Annotated in this window: 19 protein-coding genes; 9 read left to right on the top strand and 10 right to left on the bottom strand. The window is 46.7% G+C overall.

Going from position 1 to position 20,315, the window contains the following annotated elements; genetic code table 11:
* The first annotated feature begins 2 nt into the window (after window positions 1-2).
* From AOC28_RS03800 to AOC28_RS03790, 3 genes are read left to right on the top strand one after another with little or no spacing between them, the layout of a single operon-like run.
* Window positions 3-788 carry a DUF1365 domain-containing protein gene (locus AOC28_RS03800; RefSeq protein WP_072582645.1) on the top strand — a complete coding sequence of 262 codons (786 nt, stop codon included), beginning with the start codon at window positions 3-5 and terminating at the stop codon, window positions 786-788.
* Window positions 785-2,080 (top strand): cyclopropane-fatty-acyl-phospholipid synthase family protein, encoded by a 1,296-nt coding sequence (locus tag AOC28_RS03795; RefSeq protein WP_072582644.1) that lies wholly within the window; start codon window positions 785-787, stop codon window positions 2,078-2,080. Before AOC28_RS03800 ends, AOC28_RS03795 begins: the two co-directional genes overlap by 4 nt.
* Complete coding sequence (locus tag AOC28_RS03790) at window positions 2,077-2,853, top strand: SDR family NAD(P)-dependent oxidoreductase (protein ID WP_072582643.1); 777 nt, start codon at window positions 2,077-2,079, stop codon at window positions 2,851-2,853. The genes AOC28_RS03795 and AOC28_RS03790 overlap by 4 nt, the downstream gene beginning before the upstream one ends.
* A gap of 37 nt (window positions 2,854-2,890) precedes the next feature.
* On the opposite strand, the gene AOC28_RS03785 is transcribed toward AOC28_RS03790, so the two are convergent.
* From AOC28_RS03785 to argS, 3 genes are read right to left on the bottom strand one after another with little or no spacing between them, the layout of a single operon-like run.
* On the bottom strand, window positions 2,891-3,538 hold the full coding sequence (locus AOC28_RS03785) for a thiol:disulfide interchange protein DsbA/DsbL (protein WP_072582642.1): 648 nt from the start codon (window positions 3,536-3,538) through the stop codon (window positions 2,891-2,893).
* A complete protein-coding gene (locus tag AOC28_RS03780) occupies window positions 3,535-4,122 on the bottom strand; it encodes an SPOR domain-containing protein (protein WP_072582641.1) in 588 nt (195 codons plus the stop codon). Before AOC28_RS03780 ends, AOC28_RS03785 begins: the two co-directional genes overlap by 4 nt.
* Window positions 4,123-4,157: 35 nt before the next feature.
* Window positions 4,158-5,852 (bottom strand): arginine--tRNA ligase, encoded by a 1,695-nt coding sequence (gene argS, locus AOC28_RS03775; RefSeq protein ID WP_348534720.1) that lies wholly within the window; start codon window positions 5,850-5,852, stop codon window positions 4,158-4,160.
* Window positions 5,853-5,920: 68 nt separating this feature from the next.
* Here argS and AOC28_RS03770 point away from each other — a divergent pair, with 68 nt between their 5' ends.
* Entirely contained in the window at window positions 5,921-6,238 is a 318-nt protein-coding gene (locus tag AOC28_RS03770) for a DUF1840 domain-containing protein (RefSeq protein WP_072582639.1), read from the top strand.
* Here the strand turns inward: AOC28_RS03770 and metH are convergent.
* Both metH and AOC28_RS03760 read right to left on the bottom strand, forming a co-directional pair.
* Complete coding sequence (metH, locus tag AOC28_RS03765) at window positions 6,235-8,985, bottom strand: methionine synthase (protein WP_072582638.1); 2,751 nt, start codon at window positions 8,983-8,985, stop codon at window positions 6,235-6,237. The two genes, AOC28_RS03770 and metH, sit on opposite strands and share 4 nt — an antisense overlap.
* Window positions 8,982-10,046 (bottom strand): homocysteine S-methyltransferase family protein, encoded by a 1,065-nt coding sequence (locus AOC28_RS03760; RefSeq protein ID WP_072582637.1) that lies wholly within the window; start codon window positions 10,044-10,046, stop codon window positions 8,982-8,984. Before AOC28_RS03760 ends, metH begins: the two co-directional genes overlap by 4 nt.
* 74 nt (window positions 10,047-10,120) lie before the next feature.
* Between AOC28_RS03760 and AOC28_RS03755 the strand changes: the two genes are divergently transcribed.
* On the top strand, window positions 10,121-10,579 hold the full coding sequence (locus tag AOC28_RS03755; protein ID WP_072582636.1) for a PhaM family polyhydroxyalkanoate granule multifunctional regulatory protein: 459 nt from the start codon (window positions 10,121-10,123) through the stop codon (window positions 10,577-10,579).
* Here AOC28_RS03755 and AOC28_RS03750 read toward each other — a convergent pair.
* The gene (locus tag AOC28_RS03750; RefSeq protein ID WP_072582635.1) at window positions 10,491-11,576 is read right to left on the bottom strand and encodes an MBL fold metallo-hydrolase; all 1,086 of its coding nucleotides are present in this window, start codon (window positions 11,574-11,576) and stop codon (window positions 10,491-10,493) included. The genes AOC28_RS03755 and AOC28_RS03750 overlap by 89 nt on opposite strands.
* A 41-nt stretch (window positions 11,577-11,617) precedes the next feature.
* Here AOC28_RS03750 and AOC28_RS03745 point away from each other — a divergent pair, with 41 nt between their 5' ends.
* Window positions 11,618-11,794: a DUF1289 domain-containing protein gene (locus AOC28_RS03745; protein ID WP_072582634.1), complete on the top strand. Its 177-nt coding sequence runs from the start codon at window positions 11,618-11,620 to the stop codon at window positions 11,792-11,794.
* A 20-nt stretch (window positions 11,795-11,814) separates the two neighbouring features.
* On the opposite strand, the gene AOC28_RS03740 is transcribed toward AOC28_RS03745, so the two are convergent.
* Window positions 11,815-12,798: an MDR family oxidoreductase gene (locus tag AOC28_RS03740; RefSeq protein ID WP_072582633.1), complete on the bottom strand. Its 984-nt coding sequence runs from the start codon at window positions 12,796-12,798 to the stop codon at window positions 11,815-11,817.
* An 87-nt stretch (window positions 12,799-12,885) separates the two neighbouring features.
* Between AOC28_RS03740 and AOC28_RS03735 the strand changes: the two genes are divergently transcribed.
* Genes AOC28_RS03735 through AOC28_RS03725 form a run of 3 tightly spaced genes read left to right on the top strand, consistent with a single transcriptional unit; the run spans window position 12,886 to window position 14,384 of the window.
* Window positions 12,886-13,182 (top strand): hypothetical protein, encoded by a 297-nt coding sequence (locus AOC28_RS03735; RefSeq protein ID WP_072582632.1) that lies wholly within the window; start codon window positions 12,886-12,888, stop codon window positions 13,180-13,182.
* 10 nt (window positions 13,183-13,192) lie between these two features.
* Window positions 13,193-13,693: a flavin reductase family protein gene (locus tag AOC28_RS03730; RefSeq protein WP_072582631.1), complete on the top strand. Its 501-nt coding sequence runs from the start codon at window positions 13,193-13,195 to the stop codon at window positions 13,691-13,693.
* A gap of 28 nt (window positions 13,694-13,721) precedes the next feature.
* Entirely contained in the window at window positions 13,722-14,384 is a 663-nt protein-coding gene (locus AOC28_RS03725) for a glutathione S-transferase N-terminal domain-containing protein (protein ID WP_083564217.1), read from the top strand.
* A 19-nt stretch (window positions 14,385-14,403) separates the two neighbouring features.
* Here AOC28_RS03725 and AOC28_RS03720 read toward each other — a convergent pair whose 3' ends face one another.
* The 3 genes from AOC28_RS03720 to AOC28_RS03710 all read right to left on the bottom strand — a co-directional run bounded on the left by AOC28_RS03720 (window position 14,404) and on the right by AOC28_RS03710 (window position 20,282).
* On the bottom strand, window positions 14,404-17,439 hold the full coding sequence (locus AOC28_RS03720; RefSeq protein WP_072582630.1) for an efflux RND transporter permease subunit: 3,036 nt from the start codon (window positions 17,437-17,439) through the stop codon (window positions 14,404-14,406).
* A gap of 7 nt (window positions 17,440-17,446) precedes the next feature.
* Window positions 17,447-18,586: an efflux RND transporter periplasmic adaptor subunit gene (locus tag AOC28_RS03715; protein WP_072582888.1), complete on the bottom strand. Its 1,140-nt coding sequence runs from the start codon at window positions 18,584-18,586 to the stop codon at window positions 17,447-17,449.
* Window positions 18,587-18,755: 169 nt separating this feature from the next.
* The gene (locus AOC28_RS03710; protein ID WP_143143882.1) at window positions 18,756-20,282 is read right to left on the bottom strand and encodes an efflux transporter outer membrane subunit; all 1,527 of its coding nucleotides are present in this window, start codon (window positions 20,280-20,282) and stop codon (window positions 18,756-18,758) included.
* Window positions 20,283-20,315: the final 33 nt, after the last annotated feature.

Here is a 20,315-nt window from a genome sequence, read left to right as displayed (position 1 = left end):
TGATGTCAGGCGCCAAGATTAACTTTGGAGTAGTAAAACACCAGCGCTTAAGGCCGGCTAAGAATGCCTTTGGTTATGGGGTTTTCACCATCTCCATCCCTATGCGTACTCGCAATGCCAACCCGAATTTACTGAATCAAAATGGCTTAAGTGATAACCGTTGGGGTCTTTGCGCATTTTTTGATAAAGACCACGGCCTCGGAGAATCCAATAGCCTTGCTTGGATCGAAAAGATTCTTGCAGACAATCATGTGCAACATGTCGATGGAGAAATTTGGCTACAGACCTTTCCTAGGGTATTGGGTTACGTCTTTAATCCAGTGAGCTTTTGGATCTGCACGCGCGCCGATGGCAAAGTACAGGCGGTACTGGCTGAAGTTAACAATACCTTTGGTGAGCGTCATTGCTATTTACTTCACAAAGATTCGGGTGAAGCATTGCACTCGGGCGAAACACTTAGCAGTAAAAAGGTATTTCACGTTTCACCATTTTGTGCGGTACGTGGCGATTACCATTTCCGCTTCTTATTTCCGCAAGATAGTAGTAGTGGTAAGAATAATGTCTGTCGCATTGAGCTTCATGAGGACGGCCAACCCCTCATCAACACCAGCATTAGCGGCACCAGCCGCCCACTCAGTCGCGCCAATATCATGCTGGCACTACTACGCTACCCATTAATGAGCTTGGGTGTCATTTTCCGAATACATTGGCAAGCATTGAAATTGTGGGTAAAAGGTGTACCCTTTCACTCAAAGCCTAAACCACCAGAACTTGAAGTTAGCAGATGAATCGCCCAGGACAATCCCTTCTCTCCAGACTCAATTTTTCTCGTCCACAAGGACGAGATAGCGCTTCGCCGCAACACCAAATTAAGGCTAAGGCACTCCTAACCCTCCTGACAAAGCTAAGCAGTGGTCATTTAAAACTCACCCTTCCCAATGGCGAGAAGCGGGAGTTTGGCATTCAAAGTGATCAATTGCATGCTGAAATTCATATCTTAGAGTGGTCTGTATTTAAAGAGATCATGTCCCATGGAGATATTGGTTTTGCCGAGAGCTATATTCAAGGCAAATGGAATACTCCAGACCTCAAAGCACTGCTTGAGTTAGCCATACGCAACCGAACTATTTTAGAAAAAGCCATTTACGGCAATTGGTATGGATCAATTTTTTACCGTCTAAAACACTGGTTGCGAGATAACAGCAAAGCGGGAAGCCGCAAGAATATTCATGCGCACTATGACCTGGGTAATGCTTTTTATACGCTGTGGCTTGACCCCACGATGAGTTACTCGAGCGCCTGGTTTTCTGAAGGCAGTCAGCAAGTCCTAGCTGATGCACAGCGCGCAAAGATTGGACGCATTCTAGATTCTTTAAAAACTGCACCAGGGGATCACATACTTGAAATTGGCTGTGGCTGGGGTGGCGTCATGGAGGAATCTCTTCGTAACAATAGAGCTATTACTGGCCTAACTCTTTCTACAGAGCAAAAAGTATTTGCAGAGAAACGTTTGCTAGAAGTGCAAGCTCAAGTTGCCAACCCCCCTGGATTTGAAGTCCGCCTTCAAGACTATCGTGATTGCCAAGAAAAATTTGATGGTATTGCTTCCGTCGAAATGTTTGAAGCAGTCGGAGAAAAGCATTGGCCAGAGTATTTTGAAACGATTGCTGATTGTCTCAAAGCAGGTGGCAAAGCTTGCATCCAGACGATTGTGATTGCAGAAGATCTTTTTGATCGATACAGGCGCAATACTGACTTTATTCAGCAGTATGTATTTCCTGGAGGTATGCTGCCCTCTAGAGCAAGCTTTAAAGCAAGCGCTGCTAAAGCTGGATTGCGAATTGATGACGAGTTCGCCTTTGGCGGAGATTACGCAAGAACTCTTTGCTTGTGGCGCGATAGCTTTAATCAAAAACTGCAAGAAGTACGTCAACTTGGCTTTGATGAAGCATTCATACGCCTTTGGAACTTCTACCTCATGTATTGCGCCGCCGGCTTTACTGAGCATAATATCGACGTAGTGCAATTCACTCTGAGTCATCAACCATCACCAGCATCTTCTGATGCACTAGGCACATGAAACAAAGCGGAATAGACCACTTTTCAGGCAAAAGAGTCTGGGTCATAGGCGCATCCAGCGGCATTGGCGAAGCTTGTGCGAAAACCCTTCTTCTCAAGGGCGCTAAAGTAGCACTTTCCAGCCGAAGAGCTGAACGATTAAATGAAATTGCCCTCACTGGAACGATTGAACAAAGCCTAGTCATTCCTATCGACGTTACCGATGATGCGCAACTCCAGGATGGCTATAAAACAATTTTGAACGCCTGGCACGGAATTGATCTCCTGCTCTTTGTATCGGGCGTATACACCCCATTGCGAGCAGCTTATTTTGATTTCAAGATTGCTGAAAAAACAATCGATGCAAATCTTCTGGGGCCTATGAGAGCAGTTGCATTAGTGATGCCAGAGATGCTAAAGGCTCACTCGGGACATATTGCCATCGTGGGTAGCGTTGCAGGGTATAGCGGCCTGCCAAAAGCTTTGGCATATGGCCCAAGTAAAGCTGCCATCATTAACTTTTGCGAGAACTTATATTACGACTTGCTGCCGACAGGAGTCAGCGTGCACATGATCTCGCCAGGATTTGTGGCTACTGAGGCTACTGCAAAAAATGACTTTGAAATGCCAGCTTTAATTAGTGCCGAGGAAGCAGCCAGCGAGATATTGACCGGTATTCAGAAGGGGGAATTCGATATTCACTTCCCCAAGCGATTCACAAGATTCTTAAAGTTTCTGAGAATCTTGCCTTACCCAATCTACTTTTGGATTGTGCGCCGCTTCGTCAAAATTTAAGCGGCGCTAAAGCATTACGCAGCAACCTATTTTTAAGTTACTGCTTGTACTTGTCTTTACGAATTTTCTCTTCTAGATAATCCATTACTGCAATTGCTTTAGCTTTAGATCCAGCAATGGATGGTGATGTCACATACTTGCCCTGCATCACAATCGTCGGCACTCCATCAATACGATAGGCTTCGGTTAATTGCTTAGCGGCACGCGCTTTAGAAACTACTGCAAAAGAACGATAAGTTGCTAAGAAAGTATTACGATCAACCCCTTGAGATGCGACCCAATCCGCGATCTCCGTCTCCGTCAAGAGGTGCTTATTTTCTTTATGTATTGCGTACATGACTTTTTCGTTTAGAGCATCAGCTTTGCCCATCGATTCGAGCGCGTAATACATTTGGCTATGGGGCAAGAAGTCATCACGGAAAGCTACGGGGACTCTTTTGAAGAGAACATCCTTAGGCTGGCGCTTTACCCAGCTACTGAGCTCTGGCTCAAAGTCGTAGCAATGCGGGCAGCCGTACCAAAAGAATTCAATAACCTCTACTTTTCCCTTGGTTTCGACCGGCTGTGCAACTGGCAATATGCGGTAATCAAAGCCTTCTTCGATTTTTTGAGTTTGTGCACTAACAAAGCCACTTAAAGAAAGCAGTGCTAATAAAGTAATGAATCTTTTGCTGAATGAAATCATGATTTACTGGATTTGATTAAAGTTGGTTTAATGCCAATGCTACTCAATTTGTCTCGCACTGAGTTGCTCTCTTCAACGCTGTTATATGGACCTACCCGCACGCGCCAGAGGGTATTGCCATCACTCGTAACTTCGCTAAGCTGAGCCTGAATTCCCTGGATTGCTAAATTCGCTTTTTGCGCATCTGCATCAGCACGCTTTGTAAACGCGCCCACTTGCAAGAAATAAATGGAGTCTGATTTGCTTGCAGGGGATGCGTCCGCTGGCTTATCAGCAGTTTTCTTGCCATTTACCAAATCTCCAATCGGATCGGGTGATGCAGGGGCGGGTGATTTACCCTGGAGCGGCTTATTTAAATCAACTGGTTCAGCAGGAGAGCCCGCTTCACCTTCAGCAGGTGCCGCAGAAGGTTTAATAGTCAAAGGCAGACTAGGGGCACGCATCCCCGGTCTTTCTTGAGGGGTATTTTTAGAAAGATAAAAGGCAATGACAAAGGCGATTCCAAGACCGACGCCTAAACCCAAAATAAAGCCGAGAATAGTGCCGCCGTATTGGGAGTTTTGTTGATTCGGTATTTTCATCATTTCCTCATCTTACATCTTCACTTCATACCTCGCCATTACATCTTTATTGGCGCCGATACCCCGAGTACTTTTAAGCCATTTTGCAGAACTTGGCGGGCTGCTAATAGCAATGCAAGACGCGCTTGCTTTAAGTTTTGATCGTCAACCAAGACGCGATCCGCGTTATAGAAGGCATGGAAATCGCCCGCTAAGTCACGCAGGTAAAAAGCCAAGGCATGCGGCGCTAATTCTTCGGCAGCAGCGGTCAGAACTTCTGGGTATTCTGCCAAACGACGCAGTAAATGATCCGATGCTTTACTTTGTAAGAGCGATAAATCGGCCGCAGCCAAATCCGATATTTGACCACCCCACTGCTGCAAGATTGAATTAATTCTTGCATGCGCATACTGAACGTAGAACACTGGGTTCTCATCATTTTGCTGCAAGGCTAAATCAATATCAAAAACAAATTCAGTATCTGCTTTACGTGAGATCAAGAAAAAGCGCACAGCATCGCGACCACGTTGCAAAGCTAACTCCCGCTCTTCAGGCGTCATCTCTGGAGTAACGCCACCAGACCATTCAACCAAATCACGCACAGTGACATATGAGCCCGCACGCTTAGAAATTTTGACTTCTTCACCATGGCGCATAACCGTAACCATCTTATGCAGCACATACTCTGGATACGTTTTAGGAATATCCCAGCCGCGCTTCTGCGCTACACCTTGCAGGCCCGATCGTACACGGGCAATGGTGCCGTGGTGGTCGCTACCCTGCACATTAATCACTTTCTGAAAGCCGCGATTCCACTTGCTGGTGTGATACGCCACATCAGGCACAAAGTAGGTAAAGCTACCATCTGACTTACGCATCACGCGATCTTTATCGTCACCATCATCCGTACTCTTCAACCAGAGCGCGCCTTCGGATTCATAGGTCTTGCCAATGCTTTGTAAGTCGCCAACAATTTGTGCAACACTACCGTCGGTATATAGAGAGGACTCTAAGTAATAGCAATCAAATTTCACGCCAAAAGTTTTTAAATCAATGTCTTGTTCATTACGCAAATAAGCAACCGCAAATTGGCGAATAGCTTCAAGATCATCTTTAAATTCTGGAGAAGATTTAAATGCGCTAGCAATCTCCGCAATATATTCACCGTTATATGCCTGCTCAGGCCACTTGGCATCACCTGGCTTCAAACCCTGTAAGCGTGCTTGAACAGACAAGGCTAAATTCGCAATCTGCACACCGGCATCGTTGTAATAAAACTCACGATGAACTTTGATTCCCTGGGTAGCCAATAGATTAGCTAAGGCATCGCCCAGCGCTGCTTGTCTACCGTGACCTACATGCAATGGGCCGGTTGGATTGGCGGAGACAAACTCAATCATGGCGCTTGGCGCAGACCGACCGTCCTGCACAGACTCGCCAAAATGAGCTCCCGCAGAAAGGATCTCCTGAACTACAGCAGTCTTAGCAGCATTGCTAAGGCGGAAATTAATGAAGCCAGGGCCAGCGATGTCACAGGATGCAATCAGCTCATTAAAGCCTACTTGCTGCTGCAAGCGCTCTACCAAAGCCTGTGCCAGCTCACGCGGGTTCAGCTTCCAAGCCTTTGCTAGCTGAAGGGCGATATTACAAGCGACATCACCATGGTCAACAGCCTTGGGACGCTCCAAACGGGGGGTAGGAGCCTCCCCTAGGTCGCACTCCTGAGCCAAGCCTGCAAGTGCAGCACTCAGCATTTCAATTAAACGATTTTTATTGGTTAACAACATAGATAAGTGAGTTTATCAGGTGGTAAGCTATCGAAATGATCTATCAATTTCGCTCAAAGGCTGGTCCAGATGTCATCATGCTGGCGGATCTGACTAAACGAATTTTTGATATTTTGGGGCGCCCCCTGGAGCCTCGCGGAATTTTGACCGTTGAGCAACTTCCTGACCTCATCACTGCCCTAGAAACTGCCATCCTCAAAGATCTTGAGGAGCGGGCTAAAGCAAATGACGAGTCCGAGAAGGGCGCTGAGAAGCCTAAGCTGGCCGATCGCCTTGGGCAGCGAGCCTACCCGTTCCTAGAGCTCATGAAGCAGTCCAAAGCCAAAGACGAGCCCGTTATGTGGGGCGTTTAATCAAGCAAGCTCGCTAGCTGGCGACGGGTGTCCTCAATACTTTGCCCACGGCGCTTAGCCAAGTCTTCAACCTGATCATCGGATAGCTTGCCCACATTAAAGTAGCGCGCATCCGGATGGGCAAGATAGAAACCGCTCACGCTTGAAGCTGGATTCATGGCCATTGACTCGGTCAGAGTCATGCCAATATCTTCAGAGCCAATGACTCGTAATAAATCCTCTTTAACTTCATGTGCAGGGCAGGCTGGGTAACCAGGTGCCGGACGAATACCGCGGTATTCTTCATTGATCATTTGATCGTTTGACAAAATCTCATCTGTTGCATAGCCCCATAAGTCTGTACGCACTCGATGGTGCATCAGCTCAGCAAAAGCTTCAGCTAATCTGTCAGCCAAGGCCTTCAACATAATGGCGCTGTAGTCATCGTGCTTTGCCTGAAACTCAGCCACTTTCTTTTCAACACCATGACCGGTGGTCACTGCAAAACAACCCAGGTAATCAGCAACGCCAGAATCTTTTGGCGCAACGTAATCAGCCAGACAACGATTAGGTCTGCGTACACCCTCTACAACTGGACGCTCGGATTGTTGACGCAAGTTGTGCCACACGAATAAAGGATGCTCGCGTGCTTCATCGCTATACAAAACGATATCATCGCCAACGGTATTAGCAGGATAGAGAGCCACTACTGCATCGGCTTGTAGCCATTGCCCCTTAATCAACTTATCAAGTAAGGCTTGAGCGTCAGCAAATACTTTGCGAGCTTCCACACCAACAATTTCATCATCCAGGATTGCGGGGAATTTGCCTGCTAAGTCCCAAGTCTGAAAGAATGGTGTCCAGTCAATATATTTAGCAATATCGCTCAGTGCAAAGTTTTTAAATACGCGACGGCCAATGAACTTCGGCTTCTCTGGAACATAAGCAGACCAGTCGATCATCTCGCGGTTCTTGCGCGCTGCCTCTAAAGAAATTGTTGGCGCCGCTTTCTTATTGGCGTGCTGTTCACGAATGCGTACATAGTCGTCACGCAAATCTTGAATAAATTTCTTAGCGCTCTCATCCGAAAGCAGGCTAGAAGCCACTGAAACTGAACGAGATGCGTCAGGCACATACACCACAGGGCCATCGTAGTGTGGGGCAATCTTCACCGCTGTGTGAACACGTGAAGTTGTTGCGCCACCAATCATCAGCGGAATTTGACGTTCACGGAACCAATCATCACGTTGCATCTCTTGCGCAACATAAGTCATTTCTTCTAGCGAAGGTGTAATCAATCCAGATAAACCAACAATATCTGCATTCTCTTCTTTGGCACGCTTGAGAATCTCTGCACAAGGAACCATCACACCCATATTGGCTACTTCAAAGTTGTTACATTGCAGAACAACAGTCACAATATTTTTACCGATATCGTGCACGTCGCCCTTCACGGTTGCCATGACAATCTTGCCCTTAGCTTTGGCTTCACCGCCTGCTGCAATATGTTGGCGCTTTTCTTCTTCGATGTACGGAATCAAGATGGCAACCGCTTGTTTCATCACGCGGGCGCTTTTGACTACCTGAGGCAAGAACATCTTGCCCGCACCAAACAAGTCGCCCACGACATTCATACCATCCATCAGAGGGCCTTCAATGACCTCAATAGGTCTGCCGCCAGCGCCCATAATTTCTGCGCGCAACTCTTCGGTGTCTTCTTCGATAAAGGTGGTGATGCCATGCACTAGGGCATGCGTTAGACGCTCGCGTACTGGGGCTTCGCGCCATACCAGATTTTCTACTTGCTTAGCGCCACCGCCCTTAAATTGATCAGCAATATCGAGCAAACGCTCGGTAGGTGTTTTGCCATCTTTTTCTTTAAAGCGATTGAGAACAACGTCCTCAACACGCTCACGCAACTCAGGATCCAAATCAGCGTAAACACCCAACTGACCAGCGTTCACAATACCCATGTCCATGCCAGCCTGAATGGCGTGATACAAGAACACCGTATGAATCGCTTCGCGCACACGATCATTACCGCGGAATGAGAAGCTCACATTGGAAACGCCGCCGCTAACCTTAGCACCCGGTAGATTTTCTTTAATCCAGCGGGTGGCATTAATAAAGTCGACCGCATAGTTGTCGTGCTCTTCAATACCAGTAGCGATTGCAAAAATATTCGGATCAAAAATAATGTCTTCTGCTGGGAAGCCAATCTCGTTTACCAAGATCTCATAGCAGCGCTGACAGATTTCTGTCTTACGCTTAAAGGTATCAGCTTGCCCTACCTCGTCAAAAGCCATCACCACTGAGGCAGCACCATAACGACGGATTAAACGCGCTTGCTTTCTGAAGGACTCCTCACCCTCTTTTAAGGAGATCGAGTTCACAATTGGCTTACCTTGAATACACTTCAGACCCGCTTCAATCACGCTCCACTTGGAGGAGTCGATCATGATGGGAACACGAGCAATATCAGGCTCAGAAGCGATTAAGTTGAGGAAGCGTGTCATCGCCGCCTCAGAATCCAACATCGCTTCATCCATATTGATGTCGATGACCTGTGCGCCATTCTCAACCTGCTGACGCGCCACTACGAGCGCCTCATCAAATTGATTATTCAAAATCATCCTAGAAAATGCTTTTGAGCCAGTGACATTGGTACGCTCACCAATATTGACGAAGCCAACATCTGCTGTAACGTTAAATGGCTCAAGGCCAGAAAGCTTCATTGCTGGCATCGCTTTTTTCTCTATCTTGCTCATGCTGGTACCTCCGCATTCTCGCGATAGAAAGCGCGTGGCTTCCGTTTGGCAACCGCATTAGCAATTGCGCGAATGTGATCAGGTGTTGTGCCGCAGCAGCCACCTACTAAATTGACCAAGCCATCTTTGGCAAAACCATCTACTAGGCTAGAGGTGATTTCTGGAGTCTCATCAAAGCCCGTATCACTCATCGGGTTAGGCAAGCCCGCATTGGGGTAACAAGACACTGCGGCATCGCAAATTCTTGCTAGCTCTGCAATATAAGGGCGCATTAAAGCAGCACCTAATGCACAGTTCAAACCAAAGGTGAGTGGCTTGATGTGGCGCAAACTATTCCAGAACGCCTCAACTGTTTGACCTGACAAAATACGGCCAGATGCATCGGTCACTGTTCCAGAAATCATTACCGGCAAACGCTCACCGGTCTCTTCAAAAAATTCATCGAGGGCAAAGAGTGCCGCTTTGGCATTGAGCGTATCAAAAATGGTTTCAACTAAAAATAAGTCGACGCCACCCGCAAACAATCCTTCAATCTGCTCACGATACGAAGCACGCAATGCATCAAAGGTTACATTGCGCGCACCTGGATCATTAACATCTGGTGAAATACTTGCCGTCTTTGGTGTAGGACCAATCGCGCCCGCAGCAAAACGCGGTCTTTCTGGGGTGCTATATTTTTCACAAGCTGCGCGCGCTAATTTGGCAGAGACTTCATTCATCTCACGAGCCAAGCCAGCCATTTTGTAGTCCTCTTGCGCCACTGAGGTTGCACCAAAAGTATTGGTTTCAATAATGTCTGCGCCAGCATCCAAATATTGCTCATGGATCTTGCTAATAATTTGCGGCTGAGTCAAAACTAAGAGCTCATTGTTACCTTTGATATCGCCAGGATGATCGGCAAATCGGGTATTTCCCGGCAAACCGCGATAGTCGGCTTCAGTTAACTTGTATTGCTGAATCATGGTGCCCATGGCGCCATCCAAAATGAGGATGCGCTGCTTCAAAAGCTCGGGAAGCTTTTGACCACGGGTATAGGGCTGGGACAAACCATTAGATTGCATTGTTAAACCGGGGTTAATCTCTAGAATCCCTTATTCTATTGGAAAAGCCACTTTTCATTTACCCCGGAGCCCCTATGTTTGGAACCATTCCAGAATTCAATCAAAGCCTAGATATGTTTAAAACCATGTGGGGACAAGGTGCCGCAGGTCAGGCTGGGCAGTTTCCCTTCACGGCAGACGCCTCTAAGGCTGCCGGTGGCTTCGCTTCAGCTTTTCCTGGCTTGGATGTAGATGAGCTTGAAAAGCGTATTAAAGACCTGAAAAGCGTTGAAAACTGGCTTAATTTGAACCTCAACATCCTCAAATCGACTATTCAGGGTCTTGAAGTTCAGCATGCCACCATGATGGCGCTCAAATCCTTTGGTGATGCTGTCTCAGCAGCTAGCTCTGCAGCTAGCTCAACAAGCGCCCCAAAGGAAGAATCCAAGACTAAAACGACTAGCGCTAAGCCACGGAAAACCGCAACACGCCGTCCTCGCAAAGCTGGCGACGCAACTTTCCTCGACGAAGTAGGTAATTCAGATGAGCAATAGCCTCACCCATTGCAAATGTGAGTTGATGAATATCTAATTCACGTTTAAACAAGACCGGCACAATCTCTCTGGCATGTGCCGGTTTTTTACATGCGGCCAAAGTATCCGCCAAGCGATCATCATGATGCGCTTTGAGTTGCGCAACACGCGGCCTAATTCCAGTAAATGGTTTGCCGTGTGAAGGAAGTACCAATGCATCCTCAGGCAATACTAAATATTTTTCAATAGAATCAAGATATAAGCCTAGCGGATCTGCATCTGGATCTGCATCATAGACACTTACATTGGTAGAGATGCGAGGCAACAACATGTCTCCAGAAATCAACACTCCAAGATCTTTACAAAATAGTGAAGCATGCTCAGGCGCATGCCCATAGCCCATAATGACTTGCCAGGTACGACCACCTATTGAAATCAATTCGCCATCAATAATGCGACGATATTGACGCGGCACTCCAGGAACCATATTGCTGTAGTAATTGGAGCGCCCGCGAATTTTTTCTAAATCTTCTGAGCCCGTTAAACCATGTCTTTGAAAGTGATCTGCAGAACCGCCACTGCCAGCGCGTGAACCAACTGCAGCACCACCCTCTTTGCAACTTAACCATTGAGCAGTTAAGTAATCTGTCATGGAAATCCACATAGGGACCTTCCATTTTTCACAGAGCCATTGGGATAGACCCACATGGTCAGGATGCATATGCGTCACTATCACGCGCAAGACTGGTAAGCCTTCAAGCTGAGTAGCAAACACTTGCTCCCAAGAGTTTCTTGTCTCTTCATTAGCAATACCGCAGTCCACAATCGTCCAACCCGCAACGCCATCAATTTCATCGCGCAGCAGCCAAAGATTGATGTGATCTAAAGCAAAGGGCAGGCGCATTCTGATCCAGCGAACACCTGGCGCAACCTCTAAGCTGCTACCCACTTCCGGAAGATCGTCTCCTAAGGGATAATGAATTGCAGCTTCAGCACTTGCTTTGTTTTGAGTATTCATGGCTTAGTGTTATTGATTGATTTTTTACTTCTAGGTTTGCTTTGACAACAGTTCCATCGCCTTGCATTAATTGGTGTGACATTAATCCTGAAAATGGTTACTGTCGTGGCTGCTATCGTACCTTGACTGAAATTGCTGATTGGTCAGATCTCACGAATCCTGAGAAGCTTGAGGTTTGGACACAACTTCCAAGTCGCAAACCCCAAGCACCGCAGTAATACCAATCTTTACTTCTTTTTTATTTATTGACGTCGACAATCAAACGTCCACGTACGTTACCCGCCATTAATTCTTGCGCGTATTTGATTGACTCCTCAAGCGTGATCTCATGAGAGATTTCATCTAAGGTCTTCAGATCCACCAACTGACTCAATTGCTCATAAGCAGCAATGCGTTTTGCACGCGGCACAGTCACACTATTAATGCCGTACAAAGTAACGCCGCGCAAAATAAATGGTGCAACACTTGAAGGAAAATCCATGCCCTGAGCCAAGCCACAAGCAGCTACAGCACCATCGCTCTTGGTCTGCGCGCACGCATTAGCCAGGGTATGACTACCCACACTATCAACCACTGCAGCCCAACGCTCTTTTGCTAATGGCTTGCCAGGAGCAGATAAGGTGGCGCGATCAATTACTTCAGTTGCACCCAATTTTTTCAGGTAATCCGCTTCAGCCATACGGCCGGTACTCGCGACAACAGTAAAACCTAGCTTGCTGAGAAGTGTGATGGCAAAGCTGCCAACGCCGCCTGCAGCACCAGTGACCAAAATCTCACCATCACTTGGCTTAAGCCCATGCTTTTGTAGTGCCATGACGCAGAGCATAGCGGTATAACCTGCGGTGCCAATGGCTAATGCTTGTTTAGCAGTAAATCCCTTGGGTAGCGGAATCAACCAATCGGCCTTCACACGGGCCTGCTGTCCTAAGCCGCCCCAATGCCCTTCCCCAACTCCCCAGCCGTTAAGAAGCACCATGTCGCCAGTCTTGAAGTCGGAACTGGTGCTTTCCATCACTTCACCAGCAAAATCGATTCCCGGCACCATTGGAAAGCTACGAACCACTGGTCCTTTGCCGGTGATAGCCAGGCCATCCTTGTAATTGAGAGTGGAATACAGGACCTTTACGCGAACATCGCCCTCTGGGAGGCTGGCCTCATCCACTTGGGCTAATTCTGCGCGATACCCTTGATCATCCTTATTTACCAATATTGCTTTAAACATGTCTCTTCCTTTTAGAACGAGGTATTTCCCCACAGCAATTGCTTAATAGGTTTATCCTAACGAGCATTGCTGATTATGGAGGTTTCCATGAAAAAAATTCTACTATTAACTACGATTTCTGGCTTGGCGCTGTCTGGCTGCTATTCCACCCAAATTAATATGTCCATGGGCAATATGCGCCTGATCACCTCTAGCGCAGCACCGCAGGATGTTATGGATTTCGCCACCAAGACCTGTAAAGATGATTTCTATGAAGGCGCCAGCTTTCTATCCAAGGCAGGCAATGAATATCGCTTCAGATGCGTAAAAGCCGAAGAGAATGAAATTTTGATTCCTATTCCCGGCACAACACTGACCGCTACAGCAAAAGCTGAAGCTAAATAAGTAAAGACTAATGACCCCGTTTACCTCACAAGAGCTGCGCAAAGGTTTCGCATCATTTGCAACTGGGGTCACTGTTATCACTTGCTTGGATGAGGAAAATAATTCTCACGGCATTACGATTAGCTCCTTCAACACTGTCTCACTCGAGCCACCACTCATTCTTTGGAGTCTCAAGAAGCATTCAAGACTCATGCCTTGGGTTGAGCTTGGCAAGAAACATCTGATTCATGTGCTAGAGCGCTCTCAAGAGAATTTGGCAATGCATTTCGCTAATGTGAAGACCGATCAATTTAAGGGAATTGATCACAAGCTTGCGGCTAGCGGACTTACGCAGATTGATCATTGTGTAGCTTATTACGAATGTGAAACTGTTTGTGTTCACATAGGTGGTGATCACAACATCATTGTTGCCAAAGTGATTAACTTAAAAAATCATCCCGAGCGAGAGCCCCTCATTTTTGCGCGCAGCCAATTTGTTGGTCTCGATTTCACAGAAACTAAAGCCAGCTAATACCAAATCATCTTTGTAAGGAAATACCATGATGCGTTTATGGGGTCGAAAAAGTTCGATTAACGTTCAAAAAGTATTGTGGTGCCTTGCTGAGCTTGGACTCAAAGAAGGCAAAGACTTTGAGCGCATCGATGCTGGCCTGCAATTTGGAGTCAATAACACTCCAGAGTTTTTAAATCTCAACCCAAATGGCTTGGTACCTACACTGGAAGATGGTGAAGTGGTGCTTTGGGAATCCAATACCATCATGCGCTATTTAGCCCGTCTGCATGATCAGGCTGGGCGCTTTACAGCAGAAATTAAGACTCAGTACGAATCTGAGAAATGGATGGATTGGCAATTGGGCACGATGTGGCCAGCACTACGGATTGCATTTCTGGGTCTCACCAGAATACCAGAGGCAGAACGTAAATACGAATCCATTCTCAAGGGATATCAAGAAACCAATCGGCTACTTGGATTACTAGATCAAACATTGTCTAAGCAAAGCTATTGTGCGGGCAATCAATTTCAGACTGGAGATATTGTTCTAGCCCTGTGTGTCAGTCGTTGGATTCTTCTAAATCAGACCTTCCCACAGCACACTGGCGAGCGTGCACCCCTTAAGAATATCGATACCTGGATGCAACGCCTAGAAAATGAAACTTGCTTTAACGATATTGTTGAAAAAGAACTCAATATCGTTAAATAGTTTTTCTGTCTTTCATTTTTTACTGCTGCCTAAATTTCTTGGCGTGGTGATCAGCGCCAAGAAATAAGTACATTGCTGGCACTACAAAGAGTGTAAACAGTGTACCAATTGATAGGCCAGTGAAAATCACAATGCCCATGGATTTGCGTCCTGCGGCACCCGCCCCAGAAGCAATCACCAGAGGCAATACGCCTAAAACCATTGCTGCAGTTGTCATCAAAATCGGGCGCAAACGGACGCTACTTGCTTCAACGATAGCATCAAGCTTACTGCGGCCCGCCTCCTGAAGCTCATTCGCAAACTCCACGATCAAAATACCGTGCTTACTAATTAAGCCCATGAGTGTGACCAGGCCAACTTGGGTATAAACGTTTAAGGTCGTGAATCCCAGATTAATAAAGATCAAGGCACCAAATAAGGCTAGCGGCACAGAAACCAAAATCACAATCGGATCCCGGAAACTTTCAAATTGTGCTGCGAGCACCAAGAACACAATCAGAATCGCAAAGAACATGGTGACTAAGAAGCCGCCCGATTCAGCCATAAATTGGCGTGATGGCCCTGCATAGTCCATGGTGTAACCATTAGGGGCAACCTCTTTCAGAGTCTGACGCATAAACTCCAATAAATCCGCTTGCGAAATAAATGGTGTGCTTACACCCGAGATCGTTGCTGAATTCAATTGCTGGAAGTGATTAATAGACTGCGGCACCACTCTTTGTTTAATCGTTGCGATAGTGCGCGCTTGAACCATCGCGCCACTTGGCGTACGGATGTAGTAATCCAATATTTGATCTGGATTGAGACGATCTACTTGCTTCACTTGTGGAATCACACGATAAGAGCGTCCAGCCACTGAGAAGTAATTCACATATCCACCGCCTAAAGCAGCAGATAAGGCTGAACCGACCTGTTGCTGAGTCATGCCTAAGGCAGCGACTTTTTCTCGATCAATCTCTAAAACATCTTGTGGCTTATCAATCTTGAGATCAGAATCCACGAAGAAGAAATTACCACTACGGCGCGCTTTATCAAGCACTGCTTGGGAAACTTCGTTTAGCGCTGCATAAGATTCTGTTGTATTGATAACAACCTGCACAGGCAAGCCTTGTGCTCCAGGTAGGGCTGGAAACTGAAAGGCGGCAACGCGTGCACCTGCAATGGAGTTCCATTTTTGCTGCATATCTTCTTGGAACTTGGTTGCGTTACGACTGCGCTCACCCCAGTCTTTCAGCAAGATACCGCCAAAGCTCGAAGTTGGGCTCGTGATCTGGAAAGCCTGTTCGTATTCTGGTTCTGCAGCTGCAATTGCGTAGATTTGATCTGCATAAGTCTGCATTTGCGTCACAGTACTATTGGGAGGCCCTGATGCTTGCATCAAAACAATACCCTGATCTTCTGTTGGCGCTAATTCAGCACGCGCCGTTGAATACAAATAAGCTACGCCCCCCAGCAAGATGACACCCATCACGATGATGACCTGCCAAGTGCTTAGCAAATCACGCAAAGTGGTTTGATAGCTGTGATGTACCTTCTCAAAAATACGATCAATCTTTTGTACAAAAGGTGAAGCCTCTTGCTCTTCTGTAAAGATGCGAGAACACATCATGGGCGAGAGTGTTAAGGCAATTAAGCCTGAAACCGCTACTGCGCTAGCCAAAGTAAAGGCAAACTCAGTAAACAGCGCACCCGTCAAACCGCCCTGAAAGCCAATCGGGATATACACCGCAATCAGCACTACCGTCATTGCCAAAATAGGTCCACCTAATTCGCGGGCAGCAATTAAAGATGCCTCTAGTGGTGACTTGCCTTCTTTCATGTGGCGGTCAACGTTTTCCACCACGATGATGGCATCGTCCACCACCAATCCAATTGCCAAGACCAGAGCGAGAAGGGTAAGCAAGTTAATCGAATAACCCAGCACTTGCATGAGGAAGAAAGTACCAATGAGCGATAAAGGCATTGCAATTACTGGAACAGCAACCGCACGAGCACTACCCAAGAAGAGGTAGATCACCACAGTCACAATCACCAAGGCCTCTATTAAAGTAGACACCACTTCATCAATAGAGCTAGTAATAAATTTGGTAGAGTCATAAACAATCTTGCCCGTCATGCCAATGGGTAATTGCTTCTGAATATCTGGCACAACATCCCGCACACGCTGCGCTACATCTAATAGGTTAGCCTGCGGCGCAACCTTAATAGCAATAAATACTGACCTCTTACCGCTGAAGGCAACGTTCGTGTTGTAGTCCTCAGAACCCATAGTGACATTGGCCACTTGGTCTAAGTACACAATATTCACGCCATCTTTTTTAATGACTAACTTGCGAAACTCATCCAGGGTATGCAAGTCGGTTCCAGCAACCAAGTCAACCGAGACCATCTCGCCTTTGGTGCTTCCAACTGCAGACAAGTAATTGTTTGCTGACATTGCGTTATAAACATCATCTGCGCCCACACCAAGACCGGCCATCTTCTCTCGATCCAACCAGGCGCGCAAGGCAAATTTACGTCCACCAGTAATCTCTGCATTCTGAACCCCCTCAACAGAGTCCAGCTTTGGCTTTACAACTCGTAATAGATAGTCGGTAATAGCATTGTTGGCGATGTCATCGCTGTAGAAACCCATATACATCGCAGCAGTAGATTGCCCTACCTGCACTGTCAAAATAGGTTGTTGTGCCTGCGGTGGCAACTGATTTTTTACCGCACTAATTTGAGTCTGTATCTGCGTTAATGCAGCGTTTGAGTCATAGTTCAACTTCAAAGTTGCAGTAATGGTGGAGACTCCACTCACGCTGGCAGAAGATAAGTAATCAATACCTTGCGCCTGAGCTATAGATGCCTCAAGAGGCTGAGTAATAAACCCAGCAATCGTTTCAGGATCAGCACCATAGTAAGCCGTAGTGATGGTCACAATCGCATTTTGCGTTTGCGGATATTGATTTACAGGCAAAGAACCAATTGCCTTCAGACCAAAAATCAATACGAGCGCGCTCACCACCATGGAGAGCACTGGCCTGCGGATGAATATGTCAGTCCAATTCATCTGCTATTTATTCCTGCGGCTTTGGATCAGGTGAATTAGCTGGCTGCACCTTGTTATTAATAATTAGTGGCATGCCATTCTTGAGCTTGAGCTGGCCACTAGTAACCACCGTTGCGCCTTCATCAACACCCTTCAAAATGGCCACTTGATCACCACGAGTTAATCCAGTCGTTACAAATACCTGTTGTGCCTCAAGAGCTGGATTGCCTTGCTTATCTTTCTTGCCAGTAGGTTTTGCAATAAAGATGGTCGAGCCATACGGGTTATAGGTAACTGCCGTCTGGGGTAGGGTCAGGTATTTCACTTGATCGCCCAGCTTGATATTCACATTAGCAAACATGCCTGGCAGAATTTTCTTATCCGGATTAGCGAGTTGCGCCTCGACTTGAATATTGCGGGTATTGCTATCGACCTTTGGACTAACAGCAGTAATCTTGCCCGTGAAGCTTGCATCCTTAAATGCATCGGTAGTCACCTCAACCTCTTGGCCAACCTGAATGAGTTCAGCATTGTTTTGCGGTAAGTTGAAATCCACAAAAATAGGGTCTAAGGTTTGTAACGTTAGTAGCTTATCGCCAGGGTTTACATACTGTCCTGGGTTGATGGAAACAATACCTACACGACCACTAAATGGCGCCTTGAGATTTTTCTTGGCTACTAAAGCAGTTTGCTGCTCAACCTGCGCTTGCTTAGATTTGGAATCAGCGGCGCTCGTATCAAATACGTTCTTACTAATTGCCTGAATGGCCAACTGCTGTCTATCGCGCTCATTAATGACTTTAGCTAGGTCAGACATTGCTTTTAAAGAATTTAATTGGGCTACATCAGATGCATCATTTAATTTAATGAGGAGTTCGCCTTCTTTAACGTCTTGACCTGACTTAATGGGCACAGTCTGTACTAAGCCGCCAATCTCAGTGCTGAGCTCAACACCCCTAAATGCGCGCACATTACCAACGCTAGTTAACTTAGGCTGCCATTCTGCATTAGCAATCACCAGGGTGGATACCGTTGCAGGAGGCAATCCCATGCCCGCAATGAAATGCTTAATCATGAAAGTCTTCAGCTGATTGAAAGCGAAGATTAGGCCCAATAATAAAAATACACCACAAAGCATGATAGTCATACGACGTTGCAAAGGTTCCATTGCCATGAGCTTTTCATGGGCCTTGGTACCACGCCATTTCTGACCCATGCGCGCCCAAAAGGCTTTGGTCTTTTCCCAAAGCACAATTGCTCTTTCACGCAATTTCCATTCAATTGCTTTACGTTGCAGCCATGCCCATAAGGCAAGAACCAAAGCAACGAGCTTGTTCTTAATTTGTTCCAGAAGTTTCATTTTGATCTTTGTTCGCTATGTCTTTTGGTTTAAAAGCAGGGCCCTCACGATTCCACCAGCCACCCCCTAATGCTGCAAATAAAGCTGCCGTATCTGAGAAGCGAGTTGCTTGTGCTGCAACTGATTTTACTTTTGCTTGCTGATACTGATTTTGGTAATAGAGCACTGCTAAATAACTGGCTGTACCGAGTTTGTACTGTTGCTGCACTAAGTCCAGAGTTTCATAGGCATAACGCTCTGCATCTGATGCTGCTTTGAGTGCTTGCGCACCAGTCTCTAGTGCACGCAATGCATTGGCTACTTCTTGGAATGCATTTAAGACAGTTGCCTGATATTGAAAAGCGGCTTGCTCATAGTTAGCAATGGCTCCACGACGCTGCGCCAAAAGCTGACCACCCTGAAACAGCGGCTGCAAGATCCCACCACCCAAACTCCATAACGCAGAGTTTGGTCCAAACAGTCCATTGGATGTCAGTGCGGCTGCACCAATAGATCCCGTGATATTAAATTGCGGTAATAAATTGGCTGTTGCAACACCTACGAAAGCATTTTGAGCCTTTAACTGGGCTTCAGCTGCCCGTACATCAGGGCGCTGACGCACCAAGCTTGATGGAACTGATAGAGGCAACTTGTCCGGCAAATGCAAATTGGCCAAATCAAACTTGGCAATATTGGCGTTGCTCGGAATCTCACCTACTAGCACTGCTAATTGATTGCGCGCAAATGCAAGATTTCGTTCGTAATTAAAGAGATCCACTTGAGAGTTTGATACCAGGGTTCGCTGGGATGTGACGTCTACCTTAGAAACCGTACCAATGATTAACTGCTTCTCAGTTACCTCAGCAAGATTCGTTTGGGCTTTCAGAATTTCTTCTGTAGCCTGCATCTGTGCACGTAGCGCAGCCTCCTTAACAGCACTCGTTACTACGTTAGCTGTCAACGAAAGATAAGCACCCTCTAATTGAAACTGCGCAACCTCTGCTTGTGCGCGCGCACCTTCAACCGCTCTCCGAGCTCCACCAAAGACATCTAACTTATAAGTTACATTGACTGAAGTGTTGTAGAGGTTATAAGTATCGGAACCATAGTTCATGCCGTACACAGCTGAAGGTTGTTTTTGTCTTATGGCATTTGCACCAAGGCCAATTGCCGGAAAATATTGGCCGCCAATTTGTGCGTTGACGTTTTCTTGGGCAGCACGCAATGCTGCATCGGCTGCGCCTAAATTTGGATTTTGCTCAAGCGCTCTTTTAATCAACGCATCAAGTTCAGGGGATTTATAAAGCTCCCACCATTGCGCTTCAATATCTGCGCCTTCAACAAACTCTTGATCTGTGCCGCCCGGTACTCCAGGTGCGGTAGTGAGCTTCTTAGCTACAGGGGTTTCTGTATAGGAAGAAGTCTTGGGCGCCTCGGGTTGCTTAAAGTCTGGGCCGACCGCGCATGCAGAGAGAGCTAGCGCACAAATCAGCGGAAGCAATTTCAAACCTGAAAGACGGGGCATCGACAGAAACATGGGTTGCAATAAATATCCTCT

The sequence above is a fragment of the Polynucleobacter sp. MWH-Adler-W8 genome (assembly GCF_001889925.1).
Taxonomy (GTDB): Bacteria; Pseudomonadota; Gammaproteobacteria; order Burkholderiales; family Burkholderiaceae; genus Polynucleobacter.
Note: the sequence above shows the minus strand (reverse complement) of the source record. Positions and strands in the feature narration are given on the sequence as shown.

Excerpts from the sequence above, each read along its gene's own strand:
- AOC28_RS03720 (WP_072582630.1), bottom strand. The coding sequence starts at position 17,439 with ATGAATTGGACTGACATATTCATCCGCAGGCCAGTGCTCTCCATGGTG.
- AOC28_RS03725 (WP_083564217.1), top strand. The coding sequence starts at position 13,722 with ATGATGCGTTTATGGGGTCGAAAAAGTTCGATTAACGTTCAAAAAGTA.
- AOC28_RS03715 (WP_072582888.1), bottom strand. The coding sequence starts at position 18,586 with ATGGAACCTTTGCAACGTCGTATGACTATCATGCTTTGTGGTGTATTT.
- AOC28_RS03770 (WP_072582639.1), top strand. The coding sequence starts at position 5,921 with ATGATCTATCAATTTCGCTCAAAGGCTGGTCCAGATGTCATCATGCTG.
- AOC28_RS03780 (WP_072582641.1), bottom strand. The coding sequence starts at position 4,122 with ATGATGAAAATACCGAATCAACAAAACTCCCAATACGGCGGCACTATT.
- AOC28_RS03710 (WP_143143882.1), bottom strand. The coding sequence starts at position 20,282 with ATGCCCCGTCTTTCAGGTTTGAAATTGCTTCCGCTGATTTGTGCGCTA.
- AOC28_RS03740 (WP_072582633.1), bottom strand. The coding sequence starts at position 12,798 with ATGTTTAAAGCAATATTGGTAAATAAGGATGATCAAGGGTATCGCGCA.
- metH (WP_072582638.1), bottom strand. The coding sequence starts at position 8,985 with ATGAGCAAGATAGAGAAAAAAGCGATGCCAGCAATGAAGCTTTCTGGC.
- AOC28_RS03790 (WP_072582643.1), top strand. The coding sequence starts at position 2,077 with ATGAAACAAAGCGGAATAGACCACTTTTCAGGCAAAAGAGTCTGGGTC.
- AOC28_RS03730 (WP_072582631.1), top strand. The coding sequence starts at position 13,193 with ATGACCCCGTTTACCTCACAAGAGCTGCGCAAAGGTTTCGCATCATTT.
- argS (WP_348534720.1), bottom strand. The coding sequence starts at position 5,852 with ATGCTGAGTGCTGCACTTGCAGGCTTGGCTCAGGAGTGCGACCTAGGG.
- AOC28_RS03735 (WP_072582632.1), top strand. The coding sequence starts at position 12,886 with ATGAAAAAAATTCTACTATTAACTACGATTTCTGGCTTGGCGCTGTCT.
- AOC28_RS03755 (WP_072582636.1), top strand. The coding sequence starts at position 10,121 with ATGTTTGGAACCATTCCAGAATTCAATCAAAGCCTAGATATGTTTAAA.
- AOC28_RS03785 (WP_072582642.1), bottom strand. The coding sequence starts at position 3,538 with ATGATTTCATTCAGCAAAAGATTCATTACTTTATTAGCACTGCTTTCT.
- AOC28_RS03795 (WP_072582644.1), top strand. The coding sequence starts at position 785 with ATGAATCGCCCAGGACAATCCCTTCTCTCCAGACTCAATTTTTCTCGT.
- AOC28_RS03760 (WP_072582637.1), bottom strand. The coding sequence starts at position 10,046 with ATGCAATCTAATGGTTTGTCCCAGCCCTATACCCGTGGTCAAAAGCTT.
- AOC28_RS03750 (WP_072582635.1), bottom strand. The coding sequence starts at position 11,576 with ATGAATACTCAAAACAAAGCAAGTGCTGAAGCTGCAATTCATTATCCC.
- AOC28_RS03800 (WP_072582645.1), top strand. The coding sequence starts at position 3 with ATGTCAGGCGCCAAGATTAACTTTGGAGTAGTAAAACACCAGCGCTTA.